Origin of the sequence: Nocardia sp. NPDC058633, assembly GCF_042717045.1 — a bacterium.
Taxonomy (GTDB): domain Bacteria; phylum Actinomycetota; class Actinomycetes; order Mycobacteriales; family Mycobacteriaceae; genus Nocardia.
In genome coordinates this window covers 1-1,613 of sequence record NZ_JBHXRA010000047.1, presented here as the reverse complement: position 1 = coordinate 1,613, position 1,613 = coordinate 1, and the positions used below count along the sequence as shown (strand labels likewise).

General features: G+C 56.9%; 1 rRNA gene. It reads left to right on the top strand.

The annotated features are described in order from the left end of the window. Positions 1–84: 84 nt before the first annotated feature. Positions 85–1,603: ribosomal RNA gene (locus tag ACFWUR_RS29635) — 16S ribosomal RNA — on the top strand. Positions 1,604–1,613: the final 10 nt, after the last annotated feature.

Here is a 1,613-nt window from a genome sequence, read left to right as displayed (position 1 = left end):
TTTGCTGGTGTTCGGCAATGCTAGGTTTTCGGACTCTAGTTTAGATATTTCTGATTGACCCTTTCGGGGGTTGGTTGAGAGTCTTCAACGGAGAGTTTGATTCTGGCTCAGGACGAACGCTAGCGGCGTGCTTAACACATGCAAGTCGAGCGGTAAGGCCCTTCGGGGTACACGAGCGGCGAACGGGTGAGTAACACGTGGGTGATCTGCCTTGCACTTCGGGATAAGCCTGGGAAACTGGGTCTAATACCGGATATGACCACGGGATGCATGTCTTGTGGTGGAAAGATTTATCGGTGCGAGATGGGCCCGCGGCCTATCAGCTTGTTGGTGAGGTAACGGCTCACCAAGGCGACGACGGGTAGCCGACCTGAGAGGGTGACCGGCCACACTGGGACTGAGACACGGCCCAGACTCCTACGGGAGGCAGCAGTGGGGAATATTGCACAATGGGCGCAAGCCTGATGCAGCGACGCCGCGTGCGGGATGACGGCCTTCGGGTTGTAAACCGCTTTTGACAGGGACGAAGCGCAAGTGACTGTACCTGTAGAATAAGGACCGGCCAACTACGTGCCAGCAGCCGCGGTAATACGTAGGGTCCGAGCGTTGTCCGGAATTACTGGGCGTAAAGAGCTTGTAGGCGGTTCGTCGCGTCGTTTGTGAAAACTTGGGGCTCAACCTTAAGCTTGCAGGCGATACGGGCGGACTAGAGTACTTCAGGGGAGACTGGAATTCCTGGTGTAGCGGTGAAATGCGCAGATATCAGGAGGAACACCGGTGGCGAAGGCGGGTCTCTGGGAAGTAACTGACGCTGAGAAGCGAAAGCATGGGTAGCAAACAGGATTAGATACCCTGGTAGTCCATGCCGTAAACGGTGGGTACTAGGTGTGGGGCTCCTTCCACGGACTCCGTGCCGTAGCTAACGCATTAAGTACCCCGCCTGGGGAGTACGGCCGCAAGGCTAAAACTCAAAGAAATTGACGGGGGCCCGCACAAGCGGCGGAGCATGTGGATTAATTCGATGCAACGCGAAGAACCTTACCTGGGTTTGACATACACCGGAAACCTGCAGAGATGTAGGCCCCCTTGTGGTCGGTGTACAGGTGGTGCATGGCTGTCGTCAGCTCGTGTCGTGAGATGTTGGGTTAAGTCCCGCAACGAGCGCAACCCTTATCTTATGTTGCCAGCGCGTAATGGCGGGGACTCGTGAGAGACTGCCGGGGTCAACTCGGAGGAAGGTGGGGACGACGTCAAGTCATCATGCCCCTTATGTCCAGGGCTTCACACATGCTACAATGGCCGGTACAGAGGGCTGCGATACCGCGAGGTGGAGCGAATCCCTTAAAGCCGGTCTCAGTTCGGATCGGGGTCTGCAACTCGACCCCGTGAAGTTGGAGTCGCTAGTAATCGCAGATCAGCAACGCTGCGGTGAATACGTTCCCGGGCCTTGTACACACCGCCCGTCACGTCATGAAAGTCGGTAACACCCGAAGCCGGTGGCCTAACCCCTTGTGGGAGGGAGCCGTCGAAGGTGGGATCGGCGATTGGGACGAAGTCGTAACAAGGTAGCCGTACCGGAAGGTGCGGCTGGATCACCTCCTTTCTAAGGAGCA